We start from the raw sequence: 21,786 nt of genomic DNA, 5'->3' as shown, positions 1-21,786 counted from the left end.
TTTCCTTAAATATATTTCGATAGCTTTGCGCTTCAACTTTATTAAACTATCTGGCAATAAAGCGATTTTCAAGCAAAACCCCATCAATTTTGATGGGGTTTTGCTTGAAAATTTGTAAGGCAGTCCTGATTGTAAGTGCATGTATAATCATGCTATCTTTTATTGAAGGGAATTTATTCTTATGAAAGTAGCCATTCTCGCCGGCGGATTAGGGACACGCCTCTCAGAAGAAACAACGCTTAAGCCAAAACCTATGGTCGAAGTAGGCGGTAAGCCAATCCTTTGGCATATTATGAATATTTATGCCTCTTTCGGGTATAAGGAATTTGTCGTCGCGCTGGGATATAAGGGCGAGATGATCAAAGATTACTTCTTGAATTATAACTATCACTCACGTATTTTAACCGTGAAGCTAAAAACCGTCGATGTGAAAATACATAATGACAAAGGCGAAGATTGGATCGTACATCTGCTTGATACAGGCGCAGAGACCAATACCGGCGGCCGTGTTAAACGCGTTGCCGAATTTGTTGGGAATGAGACATTTATGTTAACCTATGGCGATGGTGTCAGCAATGTGCATATTCCCACTTTGCTCGAATTTCATAAACAGCAAAATAGACTTGTCACAATGACAGCTGTCCGCCCGCCGGCCCGTTTTGGTCAAATGGTCATTGAAGATCATCGTGTAGTGCAATTCAAAGAGAAACCCCAGATCGGTGAAGGCTGGATCAATGGCGGCTTCTTCGTGCTTCAGCCTGAGATCATTAAATATATCGAAGGCGACCAAACCGCCTGGGAATTTGAGTCACTTGAGAATATTGCCGCAGACGGGCAGTTGTCCGCTTATCAGCATGAAGACTTCTGGCAGTCCATGGATACGCTGCGTGATGTGCATCTTCTTAATAAATTATGGCAGGAAGAAAAAGCCCCATGGAAAATATGGTAAATCGTTCATTTTGGCAGGATCGTCCCACGTTTGTCACAGGTGGAACAGGACTGGTCGGCTCATGGCTGGTCCAGCGGCTCGTTGATGCAGGTGCAGATGTCGTTTGCCTTGTTCGTGATTGGGTGCCGCAAAGTGAACTGGTGCGCTCTGGGTTGATCGAACATGTCAAGATCGTGCGCGGCGATGTCCGTGACCGCGACATGCTTGAGCGCGCGTTAGGTGAATTTGAAATAGATACCGTTATTCATTTGGCCGCGCAGACGATCGTCACCATCGCCAATCGCAACCCGATCTCTACATTTGAGACCAATATCGCGGGCACATGGAATATTCTGGAAGCCAGCCGTCGCAGCCCAAAGGTTAAGCAAATTGTGATGGCTTCCTCTGATAAAGCTTATGGCGATCAGGAAATTTTGCCGTACAACGAAGATACTCCCTTGCAAGGACAACATCCGTATGATGTCAGCAAGTCTGCTGCGGATTTGATCGCGGCTACTTATGCAAAAAGCTACGACCTGCCCGTGGCCATTACCCGCTGCGGAAATTTCTACGGCGGCGGTGACTTAAATTGGAATCGCATCATCCCCGGCACCATCCGCTCGATCTTGCGTGGACAGGCTCCCATTATCCGCTCAGACGGCGAATATATCCGCGATTATTTTTACGTGGAAGATGGCGCGGCGGCTTACATGTTATTGGCAGAACAGCTTGCCGCGCGTCCCGAACTCAAAGGGCAGGCTTTTAACTTCTCGAACGAGATTCAGGTAACCGTGCGGGAGATTGTCGAGAGCATCATCAAAATAATGGGGTCAGATATTCCGCCAACGATTTTAAACGAAGCCAGTAATGAAATCCGTCATCAATATTTGAGCGCAGAAAAAGCGCGGAACATGTTAAATTGGAAGCCGCTCTTTAATTTAGATCAAGCGTTGGGCATGACCATTGACTGGTACAGGAACTTTTTTAATAATGAATCCAAGAGCTGAAGAACTGCGCGCACAGATCCGCGCGCTTACCGCTGAATACTTCACAGAGGCTTTTGCACCGCGCGAATTTATCGCCGGCGAATCCTCTGTTCCAGTTTCAGGAAAAGTATTTGACGAGATCGAAATGCAGCACCTGGTTGATTCGTCTCTTGATTTTTGGCTGACCACAGGCAGATATGCCGATCAGTTCCAAAAAGAATTTTCAAAATTTATGGGAGTGCGCCACACCATTCTGGTTAATTCTGGCTCTTCTGCAAATCTTGTGGCGTTGTCAACACTTACTTCGCCGCAGTTGGGGGACAAGGCGCTCAAGCCCGGTGATGAAGTCATTACCGTCGCGGCAGGGTTTCCAACCACTGTCAACCCGATCATTCAAAACAATCTAGTTCCTGTTTTTATCGATGTTCAGATCCCCACTTATAACGTGGATGTGAATTATCTCGAAGCCGCGCTCAGCCCGCGTACGCGTGCCATCATGATAGCCCATACATTGGGGAATCCCTTCGATCTTGATACGGTCACTGAGTTTGCACGCAAACACGATCTCTGGTTGATCGAAGATTGCTGTGATGCAGTTGGCGCTACGTATAACGGACGCCAGGTCGGTACATTTGGCGCGCTGGCCACTACAAGTTTTTATCCCGCTCATCACATCACCATGGGGGAGGGCGGCGCAGTATTAACTGACAAACCAAAATTACGCACCCTTGCCGAATCTTTCCGCGATTGGGGGCGTGACTGTTGGTGCGAGCCGGGCAAGGATAATACCTGCGGCAAGCGCTTTGAACATCAACTCGGCGAACTGCCTTATGGCTATGATCATAAATATACCTACTCGCATATTGGCTATAACTTAAAAGCCACCGATATGCAGGCGGCTGTTGGTCTTGCTCAAATGCAAAAGGTCGCGGGCTTCATCGAAACCCGCCGCGCAAACTTTGCATACATGCATGAAAATCTTCAAGACTTGCAGGAATATTTAATTCTTCCAGAAGCTACACCCAATAGCCAGCCAAGCTGGTTTGGTTTTCCTATCGCAGTCCGTGCCGAAGCGCCCTTCACGCGCAATCAACTCACTCAGTTTTTAGACAGCCGCAAGATTGCAACCCGCCTGCTTTTTGGCGGCAACCTTGTGCGTCAGCCTGCTTATCGCAACACGCAGTATCGCGTTGCTAGTCCGTTGGACAACACAGATTTTATTATGAACCAGGTTTTCTGGCTTGGTGTTTATCCCGGCCTCACGCACCCCATGTTAGATTATGTGATCGAGACTCTCCATGACGCAAAATCCGCTCTCCGCTGATCTGAATCACATCCTCGACCACACCCGTGATCTCTGGGAAGACCTGCGCGGCGCGCGCATCTTTATCACAGGCGGAACAGGATTCTTTGGATGCTGGCTCCTCGAAAGTTTTCTCTTCGCCAATCAGCAACTGGACTTAAAAGCATCCGTATCTGTTCTGACTCGTAGGCCTGATACTGTCCAACAAACATTTCCGCACCTGATGCTTAACCCCGCTGTCACCCTATATCAGGGAGATGTGCGAAACTTTGAATTTCCAAAAGGTCAATACTCGCACATCATCCACGCCGCGACAGATGCGAGTGCAAAACTTAATAATGAAAATCCTTTGTTGATGATGGACACCATTATTGAAGGCACGCGTCACACACTTGATTTTGCCGTGCAATGTAAGTCTGAAAAGTTTTTACTAACCAGCTCCGGTGCTGTCTATGGCAAACAACCCGCTGACATGACCCACATCCCAGAAGATTATATGGGCGCACCCAATCCGCTTGATCCATATTCTGCCTACGGTACAGGAAAAAGAACAGCCGAACAATTATGCGCCTTATATGCCAAACAACATGGACTATCATCATCCATTGCCCGCTGTTTTGCTTTTGTAGGTCCATACCTTCCGCTGGATATTCACTTCGCCATCGGCAACTTCATCCGCGATGCGCTCAACGGCGGACCGATCATCATCAAAAGCGACGGCACCCCGCGCCGCTCCTATCTCCACGCTGCGGATCTCACGATCTGGCTATGGACAATTCTCTTGCGCGGCGACTCGGGGCGCGTGTACAATGTCGGGAGCGAAGAAAGTGTCAGTATCGCTGAAACAGCTCACGCCGTAGCGCGAAGCGAGAGCCCCAACATCCACGTTGAAATTCAAGGTGTCCCAAATCCTGCAATTCCGGCAGAGCAATATGTCCCATCTACAAAGCGCGCACAAAATGAACTGGGATTAACCCAATCGTTTTTTTTAGACGAAAGTGTTAATCGCACAATTACCTGCATACAAGGAAAAAATAAATGATAGCAAGGCGACCCTGTCCTATTTGCGAAGCCGTAACTGTTGAATTATTACATACGCAGCGCTTTGAATTACCGGAAGGGCATCCGCTTTCATCGGGCTATGATGTTGTGGCTTGTTCCTTGTGCGGATTTGTCTATGCCGATACATCGGTGACACAAGCCGATTATGATCGCTTTTATGCCGAACACTCGAAGTATGAAGATTCAAAGACCGGCACTGGCGGCGTGGAAAATCCTTTTGACTGGAAACGCCAGCAGGAGACTGTTTTACAGATCGTAGACGTTTTGCAAAATACAAACGCAAGTATATTGGATGTTGGCTGTGCAAATGGCGGTATGTTATTGGCGCTGAAAGAATTGGGGTATGAAACATTGTGCGGCATTGACCCTTCTCCAGTTTGTGTAGAGAATACACGGCAATTGGGAATTGAGGCACATCAAGGTTCGTTATTTTTACCATTCAAAGAGAACGCTTATGACTGTGTGATTTTGTCGCATACACTGGAGCATGTGCAGGATGTACGCGGTGCGGTGGAGTGGATCACCAAACGGCTAAAACCAAACGGGATCGTTTATATCGAAACACCTGATGCAGTACGTTATGTAGATTTCATTTATGCACCTTTGCAGGATTTCAATACAGAACATGTAAATCACTTTTCACTTGCCTGCCTTGAAAATTTAATGCTTGTGCATGGTTTCAAATTGATCAGCGGCGGCGCAAAGGCTCTGACGGCTGGCGTGGATATGTTTTACCCGGCTGTATTTGGTTTTTGGAAAAAGAGCGATGCGTTAACGGATGCCCCACTAAAGAAAGATGAAAATTTAAAGTTGAAGATCGAAGAATATATCGTACGTTCCAAAAAAATAATGAGCGATATTGATACTCGATTAAGCAGTTTCCTTGCGCATACCCCTTCGATCATTGTTTGGGGCACAGGGCAGCTCTCTATGAAATTGCTGGCTGAAACATCCCTCGCTCGCGCAAACATTGCCGCTTTTGTGGATAATAACCCCATTAATCAAGGCAAAATACTGCATGGTAAACCCATCCTTGCCCCGCAAGGGTTGGTGAAAATGGATTCCCCGATTTTGATTGCCACACTTTTGCATCACCAGTCAATTGCAAAACAAATACGCGCTATGGGATTGCTGAATGAAATCATTTTTCTTCAAGGAGAGTAATTATGACCAGCTGGCTTGAACCATTAATAGAAATGGCAGGTAAACAAAAGGATATTCAGGTGCCATGGCTTGATGGGTTTTCCCCCATTTTTATATATGGCACTGGAACTTTTGCACAGGATGTGCATCGAACGCTGATTGATAACGGCCTGCCCGTCTATGGTTTTATCGACCATATGCCGCGCGAAGTTCCCTTTCTGCACGGGATGCCGGTTTACACGCCTGAAAAAGCTGCGGAGATTAATGGTGTATCCGCAAAAATAGTGGTTGTACTTGGTATTCACAATTATCAAGCTGATAATTTGAAGATTATTGCCCATCTTACAAATGTTGGATTCAAGAAGATACTTAATTCAGTGGATCTTTACGACTTCTTTGGGCGGGAGCTTGGTGTACGTTACTGGTTAACCTCACGCGATTATTATTTTTCTTTACGAACAGTGCTTGAGGAAATGTACGAGCTTTGGGCAGATGATGCAAGTAAATCCTTGTTTCAATCGGTTATGGAATTTCGTCTCACTGGAGATACTTCAAAACTACCCATACCAGACCTGATAAATCCTTATCATCCTACAAATATCCCATCCTGGAAAACGCCGTTGCGTTTTGTAGATTGCGGCGCATTCGATGGTGATACACTGGCTGACCTGATAAAAAATAAAATTGAAGTGCAATCTGTAGCCGCTTTTGAACCCGATTTGGCCAATTACGCGAAGCTCTCGAAATTTATTTCTTCACACAAAAAAGAATTGCCTGATGCAAATTTGTTCCCATGCGGAGTTTTTTCATCCACCAGACAGTTGTCATTTGAAACAGGACAAGGGATGGCGAGTAATATTTCAAGTAAAGGCACCACTGTGATCCAATGTGTGGCGCTTGATGATGCCATTCCAACCATGGCACCCAACTTAATAAAAATGGACATTGAAGGCGCGGAATACGATGCCTTGCTGGGGGCGCGTCAAATTATTAGCACCCACACGCCCGGGCTTGCCGTCTCTCTTTATCATCGTCCCGAACATCTTTGGCAACTTCCCATGCTTGTAGAAAGTATCGCTCCTGGAAAATATAGGTTTTACACCCGTTCTCACGCCATGAATGATTTTGAGTTGGTTTTATATGCCGTGCCCGTGGAGAAAAATAAATAATGCGTGTCTCGGAATATATAGCAAATCGACTTTCTGAATTTGGTGTGCGCCATGTGTTTATGCTTACCGGCGGCGGCTCCATGTTTTTAAATTACGCCATTGGAAAACATCCGCAGATCAAAACCATTTTCAATCATCACGAACAGGCCAGTGCCATGGCTGCCGAGGGATATGCGCGTGTCACCGGCAAACCCGGTGTGGTCAATGTCACTACGGGGCCAGGCGGAATTAACACATTGAATGGCGTCTATGGCGCCTTCACAGATTCGATTCCCATGCTGGTTATTTCTGGTCAGGTTAAGCGTGAAACCTATGTCCGCACGTATGATCTTCCTGATCTTCGTCAACTTGGCGATCAGGAAGTGGATATTGTTTCAATGGTCCGCGGAATTACAAAATATGCAGTGACCGTCACCGACCCGCAAACAATCCGTTACCACCTGGAAAAGGCCTGGCATCTTTCGCAAATGGGAAGGCCCGGCCCATGTTGGCTGGATATTCCCATTGATGTACAATCCAGTCAAATAGATGAATCGACGTTGGAAGGCTTCGCTTCATTTATGACGCCCGAACCTGCTCCAGTCCACCTGAGCGAATCTGTTGCTCAAGCATTAGATAAACTAAAAAACGCACAGCGTCCCGTGATTCTCGCAGGAAGTGGTGTTCGCATTTCTGGAGAAATAAACGCCTTTCTTGAGGTTGTGCATAAGCTCGGCATTCCTGTCACAACCGGCTGGACGCATGACACTATCGCTTCAGATGATCCTGTTTTCTGCGGTCGTCCTGGAACGATAGGAACGCGCGGTGGAAACTTTGCAGTACAAAACTCAGATGTTCTCCTGATTTTAGGAAGCCGTTTAAATATTCGCCAAACAGGCTATGCATTCAAATCTTTTGCGCGCGCCGCCTATAAAATCTGGGTGGACGTAGATTCCGCTGAATTAAATAAACCGACTATAAAACCGGATATGCCCATCCATGCGGATTTACGCGATTTCTTCAAGGAAATGCAGACACAACTTGGTGATTGGGATACAAGTCAACACTCGAAATGGCTGGCATGGTGCAGGGAATTAAATGAAAAATATCCAGCTGTGCTGCCGAAGCATCGCGAATTTACCGGTAAGATAAATCCATATTATTTTATGCGCACCTTGTTTGAAAACCTTGGTAAAGATGATGTTGTTGTTACTGGAAACGCCTCAGCCTGTATCATCTCATTTCAAGCAGGAAAATTAAAATTAGGTCAGCGCTTGTTTTCCAATTCTGGCTCTGCTTCCATGGGCTATGACCTGCCCGCGGCCATTGGTGCAGCGGTGGCTGGTGATGGCCGTCAGGTGATCTGCCTTGCTGGTGACGGAAGTTTGCAGTTAAATATTCAGGAACTACAAACTGTTATTCAGTATCAATTACCGCTTAAGATTTTCGTGCTCAATAATAATGGTTATCTTTCCATTCGAACCTCGCAAAAGGGCTTTTTTGGAAACACTGTCGGAGAAAGTCCTGATTCAGGCGTTTCATTTCCAGACATGATCAAACTTGCAAAGGCCTACGGGTTTTCCACAGTAAGACTTGACTCGGCTGATTTCCTTCTCGGTTTGCGTGGGGTATTGTCCACTTCTGGACCAGTGGTCTGCGAAGTTGTCCTTGACCCTGCACAGGGATTTGAGCCGCGTCAGAGCTCACGACAATTATCCGATGGCCGCATTGTCTCTGCTCCGCTTGAGGATATGTTTCCCTTTCTGGAACGTGACGAACTGGCGAAAAACATGCTCATCCCCTTGTGGGAAGAGTAAAATAACCTCAACCGCTTTCTTTCTCATTGTTTACTTGGAGGTGCTTTTATGATCAATCGTGATATTTTTGAAGATTTGTTCGTACTTGAATTGGCAAATAATCACTGGGGCGATGTTAATCGCGGTTTGCGGATCGTGAAGGAGTTTGGTGCAGTTGTGCGTTACAACAACGTGCGTGCCGCCATCAAATTGCAATTTCGTGATGTGGATAATTTCATTCACAAGAAATTTTTGCATCGTGAAGATATTCGCTATATCAAGAAGACACTTGATACACGCCTGTCACGCGATGAACTCGCTCAATTAGTGGAGGCTTTGCGCCGCGCAGGTTGTGTTCGTCTAATTACCCCATTCGACGAAAAATCAGTAGACTTATGCATGGAACTCGGCGTTGAAATCATAAAAATTGCAAGTTCAGATATTACAGATTGGCCGTTATTGGAAAAGATTGCCAAAACACGAAAGCCTGTTTTGGTTTCCACAGGCGGATCGTCGCTAAAAGACATTGATGATATGGTGACTTTTTTTGATAACCGTAATATTCCGCTTGCCATCAATCATTGTGTTTCCATTTATCCCGCCGAAGACGCTGAATTACAACTTAATCAGATTGATTTTCTAAAGCATCGTTACCCCGGGCATGTTGTCGGTCTCTCCACACATGAATATCACGACTGGCGTTCATCCATGTTAATTGCTTACGCAAAAGGTGCCCGCACCTTTGAACGCCATATTGATATTAAGACTGATGACAAGTCGATTTCGCCTTATTGCTCTACACCCGAGCAAATTGCCGAATGGTTTCAAGCGTTTCATAAGGCGCGTGAGATGTGCGGTGCTCCCGGTACAGAAAAAGCGCCATCATCTCAAAAAGAGATGGATTACCTTACGTCCCTTGTTCGAGGTGTTTATGCAAAACATGATTTGTCCGAAGGTCATGTTTTAACTCATGATGATTATTATCTTGCCATTCCTTTGCAAAAAGGTCAGCTTTCATGCCGCGAATTACTGAATGATCAGGTGCTTGCCAGAAAGATCAAAGCAGACTCCCCGTTGATGGTTGACTCTGTAGATAGTCTCTACAATCGCGATGAAGGTTTGAAAAAGAAACTATCCGGCCGTGGTATGTAAGGTGAGCAAAGAAAGATGAAAAAGAAACTGATTAGCATCGTTACGCCTTGCTTCAACGAGGAAGAGAATATAGACGAGCTTTATGGAGAGAATTAATAAGGTTATGTCCACATTGAAATATCAATATGAGCATATCTTTATTGATAACGCATCTACCGATGGGACTGCTGCGAAAATGCGCACTCTTGCAGCCAGAGACAAACGAGTCAAGGTGATCTTGAATACTCGAAATTTTGGACATGTCCGTTCGCCAGTCTACGCTATTTTACAGGCAAGCGGAGATGCTGTTATCGCCCTGGCGTCAGACTTACAGGATCCCCCCGAACGAATTCCAGAATTCTTAAGCAAATGGGAGGAAGGATATCCAGTTGTAATCGGCGTTAAAGAGAAAACAGAAGCGTCTGCTTTGTTTCATCTCCTTCGTACGATCTATTATCGTATCTTGCGTTCATTATCTGATGTAAATCTGATCGAAAATTTCACAGGCTTTGGCCTTTATGACCGCCTGGTAATGGATATTGTTCGGAAAATCGACGATCCATATCCTTACTTCCGTGGTATTGTTGCCGACCTTGGTTTTGATGTTGCAAAAATTATCTTTACCCAGCCAAGGAGGAAACGTGGTCTGAGTAAGAATAACTTTTATACATTATATGACCTTGCCATGCTTGGTCTCACTAGTTATACAAAAGTCCCCTTACGTCTTGCCACCATGTTTGGCTTTCTTTCGGCTCTCATCAGCTTTTTGCTCGGCCTGGCATATCTGATATATAAGTTAATCTTTTGGTTTCAATTCTCACTTGGCTCGGCGCCGTTGGTAATTGGTTTGTTTTTCCTCGGCTCTGTCCAGTTGATGTTTCTGGGGATCGTAGGCGAATATATTGGTGCGATCTACACTCAAGTTATGCATAGACCACTGGTGATTGAAAAAGAGCGGATAAACTTTTGAAACCCAAAGGTCTGTTTTCCATTTTACCCGAAGCGAAAGCAGGGGAATCCTCTACTGGCAATCGTTGGCTGATAATTATTTCCGTCATTTTGGCGGTGTTGTTCTTGTATCTTGCTTTGCGCGATATGGATTGGGAAATATTTTTTAACACACTCAAAAACGCTCAATATGCTTTTTTACCAATTATTTTTCTTTGGAGTAGTGCAAGTTTTCTGATCCGCGCCTTACGTTTACGCGTTTTGTTGACCAGTGAAAAAGAAATATCGATATTCAATGTTTTTGGGCAAATATGGCGGGCTATTTGGGCAACAGCATTCTTCCTGCGCGCGCGGGTGAGTTTGTTCGCGCTGCGTATCTTTCACGACAGAACAGTCTTAGCGTATCCTACGCTTTGGCGGTCGGGCTGGTGGAACGATTAATGGATTTGATCGCTTTGATCGTACTAGGCTCATTGGCGTTATCCACTACCGGAATTGTCTCTCCCTGTTTTTCAAAGTGCATTAAAAGGTATTTCCATTTTGGGATTGATTGGTTTGGCCGCCATTTTTATTTTGCCTTATTTTGGAGGATTAACCAGAAAATTGATTATGACTTTCCCTCTGCTGAAGGACACTGGTAGGATTAAACTGGACCAATTTCTTCAACAATTTCTCGTTGGATTAAAGTCATTGCATAATTTTTCACGTGTTATGCAGTTTGCGGGTCTTACCGGACTAATATGGCTGATGGATGCCATTGGCACAGTGTTCCTGGCATATATTCTAAAGATACCACTTCTGCTTCAACAAGCTTTCGTTCTTCTGGCTGCATTAGGACTTTCCAGCGCCATCCCATCTACACCGGGTTATGTTGGTGTTTATCAATTTGTGGCTGTTACCACGCTCATGCCCTTTGGAGTTTTGCAGGCGGATGCACTTGCTTACATTCTGATCAGTCAAATACTTGGCTATATAATAATTGGCTTTTGGGGCTTGTTGAGTTTTTGGCAATTCAATAGACATATCGCAGCATGAACTACACTTTTCAAGATATTTTTGGGGCTGCTCTCGCCTTTTGCCTTTTTCCGACGGTCATTATTTTCCCCGGATATGTTACCGGCTGGGCATTGGATTTATTTGATTTTAGCCGTCGCCGGCCCATTGTAAGAATTGGAATTGGCCTCGTTTTATCCTTTGCGATTAGCCCGATCGTTCTTCACTTAACCTCAAGCTTGCTCTCGTTTAATGCCGCACTCTTTACTCTGATGGGATTTTCTGCGGCATTTTTTGTTTTAATTCTAAAAGAAAAATTTATAACGGCACAGGAAGAAAAATATTATATAACTTCTTTTGTTTGGATTGGTTTTGGCTGGACCGCATTCGTAATTTTGTCCTTGATAAATATACAGTGGGGTGATAATTTATTTTTCAGTGTCACTTCGTTTGATCAAACTACGCGGGTCTCTATTGTTGAGGCAATGACCCGTACTGGCGTCCCGCCTGTAAACCCCAGTTATTATCCAGGGTATCCAGTGCAACTTACTTTTCTGTATTATTTTTGGTATATCCTTGGCAGCATGATCGATACAATTGGCGGACAATATGTTGATGCTCGCGCCGCATTAAATGCAAGTTCTGCCTGGGCCGGGCTTGGCCTCATGGCAAGTGTTGCACTTTATCTTCGCCAAAGAAATGCAAATCGTGGCGGAGCAGATTGGAGGTCCGCACGAATCGGCGTTGCGTTGCTGGCAGTCAGCGGTCTGGATGTCTTTCCCGCCACCCTGCTCATGTTACGGACTGGTCTTGTCATCGGCTCCATTGATGTTTGGAATACATGGATTCCCTCCTGGATTGCGTCTGTTCTGTGGGTTCCACATCATGTTGCATCGTTGATTGCAGGGTTGACGGCAATGATGCTTGCTCATTCTGCGCGTGAAAAGTCAACTGTAAAACAGTTTATTATTATGACCGTTGCAGGTTTCGGGCTCGCCTCGGCTTTGGGACTTTCGATGTATGTCACGTTTGTATTTGTTATTTTCTGGGGATTCTGGCTTATTGCGATCTTAATTCAGAAAACAGATCGCGGCTTGATTTTACCAATGGTCTTCTCTGGAGTTGTTGCCATACTTCTCGCGAGTCCTTTTATTATTGGATTATTTCAGAGCGGCGCAGGCGGGGCAGGGCAATTTCCAATCACATTTGAGGTGCGCTCATTTTTGCAATTGGAATCTTTTGTAAAGGATTGGCCGCTGATTGCGCGTTCGCTGGTAATGCTGGTAGTTTTACCAATTAACTATCTTTTTGAGCTCGGATTTTTTTTCATGGCAGGTTTATATTGGTTTAAAATAAAAAATAAAGAAACACTTTATTCCAATTTCTTTTATCTTGCTGAAATGCTTTTGTTGGCAGCTGCTTTTTTTATCGGCTCTTGTTTGCGTTCCACTTTGATTACAAGTAATGATCTTGGTTGGCGTGCCTGGCTGCCGGGTCAGTTTATTCTTCTGATCTGGGGCGTGGATGTACTTACATCTCTGGTGTTTACTTACCAACCTGTTGCTTCGCTGGCAGGAGAGGCAAGGAAAAATCGAAGTCTATTATTAATATTTTTTTCGATCGGAGTGTTGACATCAGTGACGGATGCTGTTTTACTCAGGGCGGCATGGCCTGTGATGACGGGTGCAGATGTAACCCGGAAATATTATTCCGCCCGTCTCGCGTATGATTATTTACGCGATTACATCCCTGCCAATGTTGTCACGCAAAATAACCCCTTAAATTTTATAGATCGTCCCAGCGGACTCTACGGCACGCACCAAATGGTGATCTCAGATCGCACATCGTACGGTGTGCCAATCGATATTTTCAATGATTTGTCTGGTGAAGTTGGTAAGTTGTTCGCCGCTAAAAATATGACTGACTGGAAAGCCGTGGATCAGATTTGTCAGGAATATTTAATTGACGTATTAATTATAGAAGATTCAGATCTGATATGGGACAGTGTCCCATTGCTGACAATGCAGCGGCCTCCGCTTTACAAAAATACCCACTATGCTATTTTTACTTGTGGAAAGTATGACATGTCGATTCTTGCTCCCTGAATTTGACCCTAATAATTGACATTTTTTTGCTCTGACAACTTATTTTCAAAGGAAATAAATATGCTTTTAAATTTCACCTTTCAAGATATTTTAAGTACAAGTCTTGCTTTTTTTCTTTTTTCGTTTGTGATTGTATTTCCTGGATACGTCTTCGGTTGGATTTTTGACCTGTTTCAGTTTCGGGCGCGACTTCTGCCTGCGCGGTTTTCCATCGCTCTAATACTCTCTGTTGCGATCAGCCCTATTCTTTATTATCTTTTAATCAGTTGGTTTTCGCTAAATGTGGCGGTGATTGTTACGATTTTGATCGCCCTCGTTTTTGTTTTTCTTTTATTCCGCGAGAGGCTGGCTTTTCCGCAAAACGGGCCATGGCGCACTCTTTTTTTTGTTTGTCTTGGCTGGTTTGTTTTGGCTATATTTTCCCTTGTTGACGTTCAGTGGGGTGAACATGAACTCTACTTTAGCGTTGCGTCTTTTGATCATACGACACGCGTTTCCATCATTGATGCGATGACTCGAACAGGTGTACCTCCTGTTAACCCAAGTTATTATCCTGGTCATTATGTAAAGTTGACGTTTTTGTATTTCTTTTGGTACATTTTAGGAAGCGTGATCGATTTTATGGGTGGTTCATTTGTAAATGCGCGTACTGCTTTATTTGCCAGTATCATCTGGTGTGGACTTGCACTCATGGCAATGATCGCTTTTTATCTTCGATTGCGTAATGGTCACGGTGATGGGAAAATATGGCGGCGCGTATTTCTTGGTATTGCTTCCCTTACCATTACCGGGCTGGATGTTATTCCCGTCTTATTCTTTTTTCGGTATGGAACAGGGTTGATAGGTGATGTTGAACAGTGGAATGAGCAAATTACCGCTTGGGTTGGGTCCCTTTTGTGGGTTCCTCATCATGTGGCAGGTTTGATGGCAGGGTTCGTGGGCATTATGTTAGTTCATTCTGTGCGCAGTCAGCCGCGAGTCAAACAGTTTACGGCATTGGGGTTTTCGGGTGTCGCTTTCGCCTCCGCTCTTGGACTTTCAGTATACGTTACACTTATTTTTGTTTTATTTTGGGGGATTTGGATGTTATTTTTATTTTTCCAAAAAGGGCAGCGACCGCTTCTTTTTCCCATGATTTTCGCGGGAGTTGTTGCACTTTTTATTAGCGGGCCCATTTCTATTTGGTTTATTGTTTGCCGGCAGCGGAGCAGAAGCAGGAACATTTCCTGTTGCATTAACCGTCCGCTCCTTTCGCTTTGCGGATGCACTTTTGGAGAATTCTTCTGTATTATGGAAATCTTTTATTCTCCTCATGTTTTTGCCTCTTAATTATTTTTTTGAACTTGGCTTTTTTTCTCTCGTGGTATTTATTTGGTTAAAATCACACAAAGATGATTTTCGCGAAAATCCCTATTACTCTTCAGAGATTTTATTGTTGGGAGTTTCGTTTTTTATTTGCACATTTATGAAATCAACACTGATTGAAAATAATGATCTCGGCTGGCGTGGATGGCTTCCTGGTCAATTCATTTTATTGATTTGGGGCGTGGATGTACTATTTCAACTCATGAGCGCTTCTCAAAAAAGACTTATACTCTCTCCAAAAACGAAGTTTAATCTTGTTATAGTCGCCGCGCTTGGTCTGGCAACTACAGTGTTGGATATTACCTTGCTTCGCTTTGGATACAACTTTGCATTTGGTCCAGAAGTGGGATACTCAATTTATTCTGCACGGCAGGCGTACTCCGTTGCAGATCAAATACTGCCGGAGAATGCAATTGTTCAGTATAACCCGGCAAATTTCGTAAATCGTCCGAGCGGGCTATACGGTATGCGACAGTCTGCCATCTCAGATCGCACAGCCTATGGAATACCATTGGATATATACGAAGCTAAAGTTGCAGCGGTCAGCGAGATATTCACCCAGAAAAATGTACAAAATTGGAATTCATTGGATAAACTTTGCTTGAATCACTTTATTGATGTGATTGTAGTTACAGACAGCGATCCACTATGGGAATCAATTGACACGCTAAAAGACCAGAGGGCTTCACTCTATGCAGATGACTACACGGCTATTTTTTTCTGTGGAAATTATGACACATCACATCCTGTTCCATAATCTTAATGGCGCCTATTTGGTAATTTCTACTTTAATCATTAAAGTCAAAAAATAAACCGGAAAAAATATGCTTTCAAATTTCACCCTGCAGGATATTCTTGGCACAACTTTTGCGTTTTGCCTCTTTCCTTTTGTGATTGTCTTTCCCGGATATGTTTTTGGCTGGATATTTGAACTCTTTGAATTCAGGGCGCGTCTTTTGCCTGCGCGATTTGCCATTGCGTTAATACTTTCCGTTGCAATTAGTCCTATTCTTTATTACCTTGTAACTAGTTGGTTTTCCCTTAACGCTGCGTTGGTGCTTACGATTTTGATTGCTCTTGTTTTTGTTATCCTTGTTATTTACGAAAGACCACCCCTGCCTCAAGATTGGCCCTGGCGCACTTTTTTGGGGATTTTTCTTGGATGGTTTGTTTTGGCTATGTTTTCCCTGGTCGACTTTCAGTGGGGAAGTCGTGAACTATATTTCAGCGTAGCTTCCTTCGACCACACTACCCGCGTTTCCATCATTGATGCAATGACGCGCACTGGTGTGCCGCCTGTAAATCCAAGCTATTATCCGGGTCATTCTGTAAAATTAACCTTTCTTTATTTCTTTTGGTACATACTTGGCAGTTTGGTTGATTTTTTCGGGGGAAAGCTTGTTGATGCGAGAGCCGCTTTGTTTGCCAGCAGTATTTGGTGTGGAGTTGCTCTTATGGCGTTGATTGCCTTCTATCTTCGTTTGCGTGATGGGCGTAATGCAGGGAAGATTTGGCGGCGCACATTTGTTGGTATGGCGTCTCTTTCTATCAGTGGATTGGATATTATTCCTGCTGTTGCTATTATGCTTTATGGTCATGGTGCGATCGGTGATATTGAGCACTGGAATGAAATTATTTCTGCTTGGGTCGGCTCTCTTTTATGGGTTCCACATCACGTTGCAGGTCTTGTGGCTGGAATGGTGGCTGTAATGCTTGTCCATTCAGCGCATACACAAGTACGAACAAGACAATTTACCATCCTTGTATTCTCAGGAATATCTTTTGCCTCCGCTTTGGGGCTTTCAGTATGGGTTACGTTTGTTTTTGTGTCCTTTTGGGGGAGTTGGATGCTGCTTTTGTATTTCCAAAAAAGACAGCGTGCCATCCTCTTTCCGATGTTTGTTGCTGGAGTGGCTGCTTTTCTTTTCGCGGGTCCGTTTTTATTTGGCTTGATGTCTGGCAGTGAAGGAAGTTCATTACCCATTGTGTTTGATATTCGCTCGTTTCGGTTGGTGGATGCGCTTTTAGTCAACTCTTCATATTTATGGAGATTATTTATCCGCCTTGTTGTCCTTCCCATTAATTATTTCTTTGAGTTTGGGTTTTACTTTCTTGTTGCATTGATTTGGTTAAGGAGCAACAAGAGTTATCTCCGTGAAAACCCATATTATCTTGCTGAAGTTCTTTTACTCGGCGTTTCTTTTTTTATTGGCACATTCATGAGATCTACCCTTATTGAGAATAACGACCTTGGTTGGCGCTCCTGGCTGCCAGGACAATTTGTTTTACTGATCTGGGGGGTGGATGTGTTGGATGCTTTTTTTGCGTCTCCGTTTCCCCGTTTCGCTTTTTCTCAACGAACAAAATACAATCTGATCTTGCTGGCAGCGCTGGGTGTATCCACATCCATACTTGATGTTACTTTGCTGCGTTTTGCGTACTATTTTGTTTTTGGTAGCGAGGCAGGTCATCAATTTTATTCGGCGCGGCTTGCCTACTCTACTATCAATGAAGTGCTTCCCAAAGATGCAGTCGTGCAATACAATCCGTCAGAAGTTGTTAATCATCCAGTTGGGTTATATGGGATGCGCCAATCTGCGATTTCCGATCGTACAGCCTATGGTGTTCCGTCAGATCTATATTCTGCGAAAGTGGCTGAGGTCAGCATGATTTTCAATATGGAAAATGTGCAAAATTGGGATTCCCTTGACATTCTTTGCGATGAACACTTCATTGATGTGATTGTGATCGTGAATGGCGACCCTTTGTGGAAATCACTCAACCTGCTCGAAAAGCAAAGAGTCGCGCTTTATAGGGATGATTACAACTCCGTCTTTTTCTGTGGAAGTCGTCTTCAGCCTTTGCCTGTTCCTTGATGTTCGCTGTAAACTGTTTGGGGCTTTCTTTATCTAGCTGCTATTGATAAATTTTGATTTGTTATGGAATGATCTGTATGATAAAAAAGCTAAGTTACGGAAATGCTTTTCAGACATATACATCTATTTTTGCGCTGACTTTAGTTGCAGCGCTTGTCAGCTATCTTTTTTGGAATTTAATGATGCCTCGTATGGATTTTTATAATAATCTATGGGGGCCTGTGCATTTATTGGTGCAGGGGAAAAGTCCGTATGAAACAACCAGTCTTAATCCTATCCTGCCTGCTATTTGGTTCCCAATGGTTATTGGTGTCTTTTTTCCTTTAGGCTGGCTTTCTGAAAACCTTTCATTGCAGGTTTGGTTCATCTTTAATATCATTGAGCTATGTGGTATTGTTTATTTAGCCCAGGGAGATAGGCGGTCTTTATTTAATACCATAATACTGGCGTTATTGTGTTTCTTCTTTCCGTTTGTTCTTAATAACTACAATCTTGGGCAATTTTCTATTACTGCAATGTTGTGTATGATGCTCTCTTCGTATTTTGCAGATAGCCGGCGAGATTGGCTGGCAGCATTTTTTCTTGCGCTCGCTCTTTCCAAGCCACAGTTGGGGATAGTTGCCGTATTTGGATTAAGCGTATTTTATTTTCAACGTAATGGTTTCAAGGGAGTTTTTTGCTTTGGCTTACAGACTTTCACGATGGCTTTATTGACGAGTCTGCCACTTTTTATTTTTTATCCTGTATGGATTCCCGATTGGGTCAGAAGTTTTCAGTCTAACCACGGCTGGTTGCATCCATCTCTTTTTTCAATACTCAATCATTCCATGGGAATATTCGGGGTTTTTATTTGGGCTGCAATCTTCATACTTGCATTGGGGGTTGCCCGCCAATTATGGATTAAATTTCCACCTGCCGTTGCTATGTTATGGAGTCTGGGAATTACAACAATTATCACACCCTATATTTGGAGTTGGGATTTTGTCCTGCTTTTGCCAATTTGGATATCTACATTTGCGCGGGCGGATTGGAAACGAAAGCTATTTCTTCTGACCTTTTATGGCGTTGCGTGGTATGGGATGGCGCTCGTACAAATGCAGCAAGCGGGCGACAATTCTTTGTTCTGGTGGGTGCCGTTGTGTTTCATTGCGGTACTCGTGTTTGTAACAGATTGGAAGGCGGATTGGCTGGGCGGCAACCCTACTTCGTAAACTTCCTCTGCCATTCAAACAATCTATTCAAAGCCTCGATCGGGGACAAGGCATTTACATCGAGTTCTTTTAACTCATCCAATAGCGGACTTGTCTCAGGGAATAATGCTGCTTGTTGTGCGGCTTGCGGATTGATTTTCACAGCGCGGCCAGATGTCTTTTCAAGTTCGGCCATAATTTCATTTGCACGCCCGATGACAGGAGCGGGCAATCCCGCAAGTTGTGCCACATGAATTCCATACGAACGATCTGCGCCGCCGGGGATGATCTTGTGCAGGAACACCACAGTGTTATCCGCTTCACTCACGGCCACGTTGTAATTCCGAATGCCGGGCAATAAATCTGCCAGTTGAGTTAGCTCGTGATAGTGTGTTGCAAACAAAGTCTTTGCACGCAGCTGGGGATGGTTATGAATATATTCAATGATGCCCCACGCAATCGACAGTCCATCATATGTTGAAGTGCCGCGCCCGATCTCATCTAATATCAACAGCGAGCGTGATGTGGCGTGATGCAAAATATTCGCCGCCTCCACCATCTCCACCATGAACGTGGATTGCCCCGCGTGAATTTCATCCTGCGCGCCGATGCGTGTGAAAATTCTATCCACCAGCCCGATCTTTGCTGACGCGGCCGGCACGAACGATCCCATTTGCGCCATCAACACGATCAATGCTGCCTGGCGCAGATAAGTTGATTTACCCGCCATATTCGGTCCCGTGATCACTCGCACCACTTCGCCTTTTTCGAAGATGACATCATTGGGAATGTATCTGTCGTTTTTTAGATACTGCTCCACAACCGGATGTCTCCCCTCGTGGATTTCCAACTCGCTTCCTTCGTGGACCTCAGGCTTGTTGTAGCCTCCGAGGGCAGCTGCTTCGCCCAGGGCAGAAAGCACGTCCAGTTCAGCGATGGTGCGAGCAGTGGTGAGTAATGTATTTGCAGCCTTTGCGAGTTCCGCGCATACTTCACGGAATAAGCGGGTCTCAATTTCTTTAATTCGTTCTTCTGCATTCAAGACAAGCGTTTCATACTCTTTCATCTCTGGGGTAATGAAACGCTCCGCGTTGACCAATGTCTGCTTGCGGATGTAATTCTCAGGCGCTCGATCTGCGGCGCCGCGTGAGATTTCTATAAAGTATCCAAAGACTTTGTTGTAACCAACCTTAAGAGTTTTGATGCCGGTCTTCTCGCGTTCAATGCCTTCGAGGTTTGCGATCCAATCGCGTGCGTGTTTGGATGCTTCGATGACGCCATCCAACTCTGTTGAATATCCGGCGCGGATCACGCCCGTATTTTGCAACGTTGCAGGCGGATCGTCGTCAATTGCGTTTTGCAATAAAGAATACTGCTCCTCACAAACTGACCACTTTCCACTGCCTGCTGATGACTGTTCACTAATCACCTGCTTTATCTTTGGCATTTGCCCCAAAGTATTTCTCATCGCCACCAGATCGCGCGGCTGTGCCTGCCCGGCGATCACCCGGTTGACCAATCTTTCCAGGTCGGCCAGCGGCTTTAGTGCATCCCGTAATTCCGCGCGGATCATGCCATTGCTGACAAAATATTGCACGCCGTCCTGCCGTTTGACGATTCTAGCGACTTGCAGCAAGGGCTGGCTAACCCATTGATGCATCAATCGTTTACCCATCGGTGTGATCGAAAAATCCAGTGTGCCGAGCAGCGAGCCTTTGCGGTCGCCGCGCAGGGTTTCATCGAGTTCAAGATTTCTGCGGGTGGGAGCATCCAGAGTCATGAATTCATTGAGACTGTAGGAGCGTAACGTAGTGAGTAGATTTAATGCATCTGGCTGGGTTTCTTTAAGATATTGCACAATTACGCCTGCTGCTCTTACAGGAAGACTGTTCTGTTTTAATCCGAAACCGTCCAGCGTGGATGATTTGAATTGAGCCAGCAGGGTTTCGTTGCATTTGCCCGGTTCAAATTTCCATGAGGGCAGAGCAGTTAAGTGGCCGCTGATTCCATCGGGCAGGGTTTGATGATCTGAGTATAAAATTTCAGCGGGGTGTAGACGTGTTAACTCGGCGCGCAGGGCTTCGAGTGGAAGTTCGGTGACGGCGAATTCTCCAGTGGTCACATCTGTATAAGAAACAGAAGCAGTTGACCCGTCAAGAATGACCGCGGTCAGGTAATTATTCGCATCGCCGGGCAGGAGTCCCGGTTCGGTCACAGTCCCCGGGGTGACGACTCGCACCACTTTGCGCGGAAAAATCCCCTTGGCGGGTTGGTCGCCAACCTGTTCACAAATGGCAACATGGTATCCCTTTTCGATCAGGCGGGCCAGGTAATTATCAACCGCGTGATAGGGGATTCCGGCCAGCGGTGTGCGCATACCCTTGCCGATGGGACGGGATGTGAGGACAATGTCCAATTCGCGTGCGGTAATTTCAGCATCTTCGTCGAAAGTCTCGTAAAAATCGCCGAGTCGAAAAAAAACAATTGCGTCAGGGTACTCGCGTTTGATATCCAGATATTGTTGACGAACCGGGGTGACATCATCATTGTTGTTTACCATGTTCACATTCTACGTGTAAGACCTGAATTGGACAAGGGATGTGATGTCAGCTATAATCTTTAATTCGATATAAAAGGAGTAAATATGTATATAGACCCAAATACTGGTGGAATGTTGGCTCAGGCATTGGCCGCATTAGTAGTAGCAGGTTCAGGCGTATTGTTGTTCTTCTCTCGCAACATTCGTGAAGGGATTGCAAAGCTGCGCCGTAAAATGCGCAAAGAAGATGAAGAACAGGAAAAATAATTTAGC

The 21,786-nt window shown here is 44.9% G+C and carries 17 protein-coding genes and 1 pseudogene; 17 read left to right on the top strand and 1 reads right to left on the bottom strand.

Annotated features, from left to right (window positions below; all coding sequences use genetic code 11):
- The first annotated feature begins 181 nt into the window (after positions 1-181).
- The 16 genes and pseudogenes from rfbF to IPL71_RS22070 all read left to right on the top strand — a co-directional run bounded on the left by rfbF (position 182) and on the right by IPL71_RS22070 (position 18,995).
- Positions 182-949, top strand: coding sequence for a glucose-1-phosphate cytidylyltransferase (gene rfbF, locus IPL71_RS22140; RefSeq protein ID WP_345325406.1), 768 nt, complete (start codon positions 182-184; stop codon positions 947-949).
- Positions 934-1,935 (top strand): GDP-mannose 4,6-dehydratase, encoded by a 1,002-nt coding sequence (locus IPL71_RS22135; protein ID WP_514130840.1) that lies wholly within the window; start codon positions 934-936, stop codon positions 1,933-1,935. Before rfbF ends, IPL71_RS22135 begins: the two co-directional genes overlap by 16 nt.
- Positions 1,919-3,238: a lipopolysaccharide biosynthesis protein RfbH gene (rfbH, locus tag IPL71_RS22130; protein ID WP_345325404.1), complete on the top strand. Its 1,320-nt coding sequence runs from the start codon at positions 1,919-1,921 to the stop codon at positions 3,236-3,238. Before IPL71_RS22135 ends, rfbH begins: the two co-directional genes overlap by 17 nt.
- Entirely contained in the window at positions 3,213-4,259 is a 1,047-nt protein-coding gene (locus IPL71_RS22125; protein ID WP_345325402.1) for an NAD-dependent epimerase/dehydratase family protein, read from the top strand. Before rfbH ends, IPL71_RS22125 begins: the two co-directional genes overlap by 26 nt.
- Positions 4,256-5,443, top strand: a complete 1,188-nt coding sequence (locus IPL71_RS22120; protein WP_345325401.1) for a class I SAM-dependent methyltransferase — start codon at positions 4,256-4,258, stop codon at positions 5,441-5,443. Before IPL71_RS22125 ends, IPL71_RS22120 begins: the two co-directional genes overlap by 4 nt.
- Before the next feature lie 2 nt (positions 5,444-5,445).
- Complete coding sequence (locus tag IPL71_RS22115; protein WP_345325400.1) at positions 5,446-6,591, top strand: FkbM family methyltransferase; 1,146 nt, start codon at positions 5,446-5,448, stop codon at positions 6,589-6,591.
- On the top strand, positions 6,591-8,387 hold the full coding sequence (locus IPL71_RS22110; protein ID WP_345325398.1) for a thiamine pyrophosphate-binding protein: 1,797 nt from the start codon (positions 6,591-6,593) through the stop codon (positions 8,385-8,387). Before IPL71_RS22115 ends, IPL71_RS22110 begins: the two co-directional genes overlap by 1 nt.
- 48 nt (positions 8,388-8,435) lie before the next feature.
- Positions 8,436-9,518: an N-acetylneuraminate synthase family protein gene (locus IPL71_RS22105; RefSeq protein WP_345325397.1), complete on the top strand. Its 1,083-nt coding sequence runs from the start codon at positions 8,436-8,438 to the stop codon at positions 9,516-9,518.
- 15 nt (positions 9,519-9,533) lie between these two features.
- Positions 9,534-10,467 (top strand): annotated as a pseudogene (locus IPL71_RS22100) (glycosyltransferase family 2 protein).
- Between the two features lie 289 nt (positions 10,468-10,756).
- Positions 10,757-11,086, top strand: a complete 330-nt coding sequence (locus tag IPL71_RS26245) for a lysylphosphatidylglycerol synthase domain-containing protein (protein WP_514130839.1) — start codon at positions 10,757-10,759, stop codon at positions 11,084-11,086.
- Positions 10,986-11,480: a lysylphosphatidylglycerol synthase domain-containing protein gene (locus IPL71_RS22095; protein ID WP_345325395.1), complete on the top strand. Its 495-nt coding sequence runs from the start codon at positions 10,986-10,988 to the stop codon at positions 11,478-11,480. The genes IPL71_RS26245 and IPL71_RS22095 overlap by 101 nt, the downstream gene beginning before the upstream one ends.
- Before the next feature lie 542 nt (positions 11,481-12,022).
- Positions 12,023-13,543 carry a hypothetical protein gene (locus tag IPL71_RS22090; protein ID WP_345325393.1) on the top strand — a complete coding sequence of 507 codons (1,521 nt, stop codon included), beginning with the start codon at positions 12,023-12,025 and terminating at the stop codon, positions 13,541-13,543.
- A 60-nt stretch (positions 13,544-13,603) separates the two neighbouring features.
- Complete coding sequence (locus tag IPL71_RS22085; protein WP_345325392.1) at positions 13,604-14,872, top strand: hypothetical protein; 1,269 nt, start codon at positions 13,604-13,606, stop codon at positions 14,870-14,872.
- Positions 14,856-15,665, top strand: coding sequence for a hypothetical protein (locus tag IPL71_RS22080; protein ID WP_345325391.1), 810 nt, complete (start codon positions 14,856-14,858; stop codon positions 15,663-15,665). The genes IPL71_RS22085 and IPL71_RS22080 overlap by 17 nt, the downstream gene beginning before the upstream one ends.
- A 67-nt stretch (positions 15,666-15,732) precedes the next feature.
- Positions 15,733-17,784: a hypothetical protein gene (locus tag IPL71_RS22075; protein ID WP_345325389.1), complete on the top strand. Its 2,052-nt coding sequence runs from the start codon at positions 15,733-15,735 to the stop codon at positions 17,782-17,784.
- A gap of 77 nt (positions 17,785-17,861) precedes the next feature.
- Positions 17,862-18,995 (top strand): glycosyltransferase 87 family protein, encoded by a 1,134-nt coding sequence (locus IPL71_RS22070; RefSeq protein ID WP_345325387.1) that lies wholly within the window; start codon positions 17,862-17,864, stop codon positions 18,993-18,995.
- Here IPL71_RS22070 and mutS read toward each other — a convergent pair.
- Entirely contained in the window at positions 18,985-21,534 is a 2,550-nt protein-coding gene (gene mutS / locus IPL71_RS22065) for a DNA mismatch repair protein MutS (RefSeq protein ID WP_345325385.1), read from the bottom strand. The two genes, IPL71_RS22070 and mutS, sit on opposite strands and share 11 nt — an antisense overlap.
- Before the next feature lie 84 nt (positions 21,535-21,618).
- Between mutS and IPL71_RS22060 the strand changes: the two genes are divergently transcribed.
- Positions 21,619-21,780, top strand: coding sequence for a hypothetical protein (locus IPL71_RS22060; protein ID WP_345325384.1), 162 nt, complete (start codon positions 21,619-21,621; stop codon positions 21,778-21,780).
- Positions 21,781-21,786: the final 6 nt, after the last annotated feature.

The sequence above is a fragment of the Candidatus Villigracilis proximus genome, assembly GCF_016717045.1.
Lineage (GTDB): Bacteria > Chloroflexota > Anaerolineae > Anaerolineales > Villigracilaceae > Villigracilis > Villigracilis proximus.
The sequence above is the reverse complement of the archived record's forward strand: the minus strand, read 5'-3'. Positions and strand labels throughout refer to the sequence as shown.

Excerpts from the sequence above, each read along its gene's own strand:
- IPL71_RS22135 (WP_514130840.1), top strand. The coding sequence starts at position 934 with ATGGAAAATATGGTAAATCGTTCATTTTGGCAGGATCGTCCCACGTTT.
- IPL71_RS22085 (WP_345325392.1), top strand. The coding sequence starts at position 13,604 with ATGCTTTTAAATTTCACCTTTCAAGATATTTTAAGTACAAGTCTTGCT.
- IPL71_RS22120 (WP_345325401.1), top strand. The coding sequence starts at position 4,256 with ATGATAGCAAGGCGACCCTGTCCTATTTGCGAAGCCGTAACTGTTGAA.
- IPL71_RS22105 (WP_345325397.1), top strand. The coding sequence starts at position 8,436 with ATGATCAATCGTGATATTTTTGAAGATTTGTTCGTACTTGAATTGGCA.
- IPL71_RS26245 (WP_514130839.1), top strand. The coding sequence starts at position 10,757 with ATGGCGGGCTATTTGGGCAACAGCATTCTTCCTGCGCGCGCGGGTGAG.
- IPL71_RS22125 (WP_345325402.1), top strand. The coding sequence starts at position 3,213 with ATGACGCAAAATCCGCTCTCCGCTGATCTGAATCACATCCTCGACCAC.
- IPL71_RS22110 (WP_345325398.1), top strand. The coding sequence starts at position 6,591 with ATGCGTGTCTCGGAATATATAGCAAATCGACTTTCTGAATTTGGTGTG.
- IPL71_RS22090 (WP_345325393.1), top strand. The coding sequence starts at position 12,023 with ATGATCGATACAATTGGCGGACAATATGTTGATGCTCGCGCCGCATTA.
- IPL71_RS22080 (WP_345325391.1), top strand. The coding sequence starts at position 14,856 with ATGTTTTTGCCTCTTAATTATTTTTTTGAACTTGGCTTTTTTTCTCTC.
- IPL71_RS22070 (WP_345325387.1), top strand. The coding sequence starts at position 17,862 with ATGATAAAAAAGCTAAGTTACGGAAATGCTTTTCAGACATATACATCT.
- rfbF (WP_345325406.1), top strand. The coding sequence starts at position 182 with ATGAAAGTAGCCATTCTCGCCGGCGGATTAGGGACACGCCTCTCAGAA.
- mutS (WP_345325385.1), bottom strand. The coding sequence starts at position 21,534 with ATGGTAAACAACAATGATGATGTCACCCCGGTTCGTCAACAATATCTG.
- IPL71_RS22060 (WP_345325384.1), top strand. The coding sequence starts at position 21,619 with ATGTATATAGACCCAAATACTGGTGGAATGTTGGCTCAGGCATTGGCC.
- IPL71_RS22115 (WP_345325400.1), top strand. The coding sequence starts at position 5,446 with ATGACCAGCTGGCTTGAACCATTAATAGAAATGGCAGGTAAACAAAAG.
- IPL71_RS22075 (WP_345325389.1), top strand. The coding sequence starts at position 15,733 with ATGCTTTCAAATTTCACCCTGCAGGATATTCTTGGCACAACTTTTGCG.
- rfbH (WP_345325404.1), top strand. The coding sequence starts at position 1,919 with ATGAATCCAAGAGCTGAAGAACTGCGCGCACAGATCCGCGCGCTTACC.